Below are 4067 nucleotides of genomic sequence, written 5' to 3' on the forward strand. Positions count from 1 at the left end.
GTACAGGCACGAAATACATAGTGGCCGAAGGCATTGAAGAGGTTGTCGGCATGCTTGAAGGGTAAACCTGATCTTTTGGCGGTTTCGTGCCGGAATCGCCGCCTACCCAACCCCGCTAAATCCCCGCTTAAAACCCGCTCATTCTGTAACAAATCTACAACCTATCAAAAAGCCTCCTGAAACCCACTTAGCGACCCTTTATCTGTATTTATACATAGATGCTGGCTCAACTGCTCAAACCCCCCTGCTAACTCGCCTATTTAACATATAACGCACCGAGTCGCCAATGGCCATGAATGAAGGTCTGCCACTGATCGACCTTGTGCTGTATCACGCTCAGAAAAGGCGATTAGAAAATGTATCGCAAACCAGCATTAACAGCCTGTGAATGAGTTTTAGCACTAACACACAATGGGGCAGGATCGTGCTAGCGAGCATAGCTAACACGATACGGGACATAAGCTTATTAAACCTTATGCTCTAACTCAGGCATGTCGGATAAGGGAAAGTATCTCAAGCCACCAAATACTGACTTGCTTCTACCGACATTGGGTGAGGCCAAACTGATTTATTTTGACTGAAAAACATTCACGATCTAATCCTGGGGTTTGCCTTCTCTCTAACTGTGCCTATAAGAAAGTGTAACGAACTTCAATTATTTGAGAAGTTCGTCAATTCGTTGTGCAAATGAGCTCTCAATGCGTATATGCTGCTTGGGTATATGTATGTGGTTGCTTATTTGGTGAGGTATAAGATGTCTGGTGTATTAGCGATGATATTGGCTGGGGGAGAGGGCTCTAGGTTACGCCCTTTAACGGAGTGCCGTAGTAAACCCGCAGTACCATTTGGTGGGAGCTACCGGCTTATCGATTTTGCATTAAACAACTTTGTTAATGCGGATTTTTTACAGATCTATGTGCTAACTCAATTTAAGTCACAGTCCCTCTACCTGCATATGAAAAAAGGTTGGAGCCTGTCAGGTATCACAGACCGGTTTATTGACCCKATCCCGGCGCAGATGCGTAGGTCAAAGAGCTGGTATTCCGGTACTGCCGATGCGATTTATCAGAATATTGGCTTTATAGAAATTGCWGCCCCTRATCAAGTCTGTATTTTTGGCAGTGATCACATCTATAAAATGGATGTAAAACAGATGCTGGATTACCACAAGGCCCAAAAGGCTGAGTTAACCGTATCTGCAATCAAAATGCCTTTARGTGAAGCGAGCTCATTTGGGGTGATCGAGGTTGATAAAGAGGGRCGAATGATCGGATTTGAAGAAAAGCCGGCCAACCCTAAATCKATTCCCAACGATCCTGACCATGCGCTGGTTTCCATGGGTAACTATATTTTTGAAACTGAAACCTTGTTGCATGAACTCGAAGARGACGGCARCGACGAMRATTCAAGYCATGACTTCGGGAAAGATATTATYCCTAAGCTTTATCCGAAAGGCCGGGTGTTTGTTTATGATTTCAGYACCAACGTCATYGAAGGCGAAACCGATCAGGTTTACTGGCGRGATGTCGGTACTATAGATGCGTACTGGCAGGCGCATATGGATTTGCTTTCTGAAACGCCGCCGTTTTCTYTGTATAACCGCAACTGGCCGCTGCATTCCTATTAYCCGCCGCTGCCCCCTGCGACCTTCCTTGATTGTGACTGYTGCAAAGTGGATGTTAATAACAGCCTAATTTCTAATGGTAGCTATATTCGGGGTGCGAAGGTYYACAACTCYGTACTCGGTTTTAGCTGTAATATCGGACACTGCAGTACAATCAGCGAATCAGTTATCCTGGGGGATGTGAAGATCGGTGAAAACTGTTCAATTCGTCGCGCGATCCTTGATAAAGACGTTCAGATTGCATCGGGTACCGTGATTGGTGAGAACCTTGAAGAAGACAGAAAGAAATATCACGTTTCAGATGAAGGTATTGTTGTCATTCCTAAAGGTGCAAAAATTGGTTTCTAAGCAAGTCGTCTACGATAAAACCGCTTAAGCCTCTAGCTTACATCGATGCGTCGGCACTTTAGTTGACGCATCACATGATGATTAGATGCAAAAATGGCGATTGGTTATGCTGCTACTATCTATTCAAACACACACTTATGCGCCTTAGATGCCCAAAATTAACTGTAGTGATAAGTAACAAATTTCCGCTGAGATTCAGCCTAAAACTATAATTAATTTTCAAGCTAGATAAGCTCAGTTTAAGGTTTTTAACTTGTAGCCTTGACCTCTATTATCCAATAACCGATTAATAATGCTCATTTTTACATGCAATGTGACGTGTTTACCATAATGGACATAATGACTATTGAGAATTTTCATGTTGTTCAGGTTGTTTATTGATAACCCTGCCATTATAGGGTGTCGTGTTGCACGACGTACCATAACATTTGGGCTGTTTTTATTGAGCCTGCTTATTCACTTGGTCGCCATTGGCGGCCTTTTTTTATCGGTACTCAAGGGCCTGCCGAAACATGTTCACGTCCGTTCGGCACCGATTTTTGATGGTAAGACAAAGACAAAACCTTCAACAGAATTCACAGATACCACAAGCAATACGCACTATACTTCATATTATTTTGCTTTAGGTAAAGTGATTGCAATGGAAACTTTTATAAATGGATTTATTAGAATTTGGTTAGTTGGAGACGAAGAGAAATGCTTATTAGCTTCAACCCCTATTTGCTCAAAAGATACCATTATATCTTTTTGGCTTGAGTATGAAGGCTCTAGTAAATCTACTTCATATATGATTTCGTTGTTTGATGAAAACTATAACCTTCTGAGTGATAAATACATTTCAAATAAACAAGCTATAATGTGTATTTCTCGCGTACATCAAAATTTAATGAAACGCTGTTACTAGAATTTACCATAACACCCATAAAGCGTCTCAAAGCTTGCTGGTAGAGTTAAGGTCGCCCAGGCGGCCTTTTTGCACCTTGCTAAGCCTAATCTATTGTTTTTTGCGACGATAATGCGTTTTTAGGCATTTTTAATTGATATGACTTTAAGTTCCGCCTTAATATGCGTATTGGTTCGTATGTGCAAATCATTACGAATTCTTTTATTTAAAAATTAGGTGAGGCTCATGTCTAAAGCAACTGGTATCGTTAAATGGTTTAACGAAGATAAAGGTTTTGGTTTTATCACTCAGGATAACGGCGGTGCTGACGTATTCGTTCATTTCCGTGCTATCGCTTCTGAAGGTTTCAAAACTCTAGCTGAAGGTCAAAAAGTTTCTTTTGACCTAGAGCAAGGCCAAAAAGGTCCTCAAGCAGCTAATGTAGTTGCTTTATAATTAGAAGACTTATCTTCTGAAAAAATGCTGGCTATGGCCGGCATTTTTTATACCTGTCGTTTAAGCATTAGTTCGGTACCCAATCAATATAACAGCCAAACAATTAATCACCGAAAGGTCACCTCTTGGCGGCCTTTGTTGTCTCTAGCCGTTACATGTTCAGTATTCACTGGCTTTTAAGGCTGGGGCTGGCTGTACCATTACCTTTGGTAAGCATCAATCATTGAATCAGCCAACGATTGATATGATATGCGCACGGTCGCTCATTTAAAGGGGGAGGATTCTAAATTGTGCTCCTTGTCGTTTAAGTAAACCACCAAATAGGATTTTTACTCTAACTTTATAGTCTAAGGTAGACTTGCTTCTTGCGCATCGTTTGATGTGTTTTTGATCTTTGCCACCATAGCTAACCAGCCAGCGTCCTTTTCATTGGTGATTTTTGATCAAGCCGCTTCTTCTGGCGGCTTTTTTTCGTATCTGGCCGTTAGCCGATCACATATCGCTTGGTATCAAATATGAGCGCTGTGGCATACAATATCGCAGGCTTTTCGGGCTGTGGTTTAAAGTTGAGCATTCGGTACGGCCATAGGGATTTACAGGGATGTGGAAAGCCATTTATCAACGTTATGCATTAACGTAATGCCCGTTAACCGTAGTTCTGAGAGATCGCCCCAGGCGGCCTTTCTTGTCCGTGGGTAAGACTTAAATCCTACCAAATCAGTCGGGTATTCTCCGTCACAGCGTCACGATTTCACG

3 protein-coding genes are annotated in these 4067 nt (G+C 42.1%); all 3 read left to right on the top strand.

Going from position 1 to position 4067, the window contains the following annotated elements:
- Positions 1–754 precede the first annotated feature (754 nt).
- The 3 genes from glgC to cspE all read left to right on the top strand — a co-directional run bounded on the left by glgC (position 755) and on the right by cspE (position 3311).
- Complete coding sequence (glgC, locus tag L4D76_RS28430) at positions 755–1972, top strand: glucose-1-phosphate adenylyltransferase (protein WP_428444181.1); 1218 nt, start codon at positions 755–757, stop codon at positions 1970–1972.
- A gap of 442 nt (positions 1973–2414) precedes the next feature.
- A complete protein-coding gene (locus L4D76_RS28435; RefSeq protein ID WP_428444182.1) occupies positions 2415–2876 on the top strand; it encodes a hypothetical protein in 462 nt (153 codons plus the stop codon).
- A 225-nt stretch (positions 2877–3101) separates the two neighbouring features.
- Positions 3102–3311, top strand: a complete 210-nt coding sequence (cspE, locus tag L4D76_RS28440; protein ID WP_428444183.1) for a transcription antiterminator/RNA stability regulator CspE — start codon at positions 3102–3104, stop codon at positions 3309–3311.
- Positions 3312–4067 lie beyond the last annotated feature (756 nt).

The sequence above is a fragment of the Photobacterium sagamiensis genome (assembly GCF_050337085.1).
Classification (GTDB): domain Bacteria; phylum Pseudomonadota; class Gammaproteobacteria; order Enterobacterales; family Vibrionaceae; genus Photobacterium; species Photobacterium sagamiensis.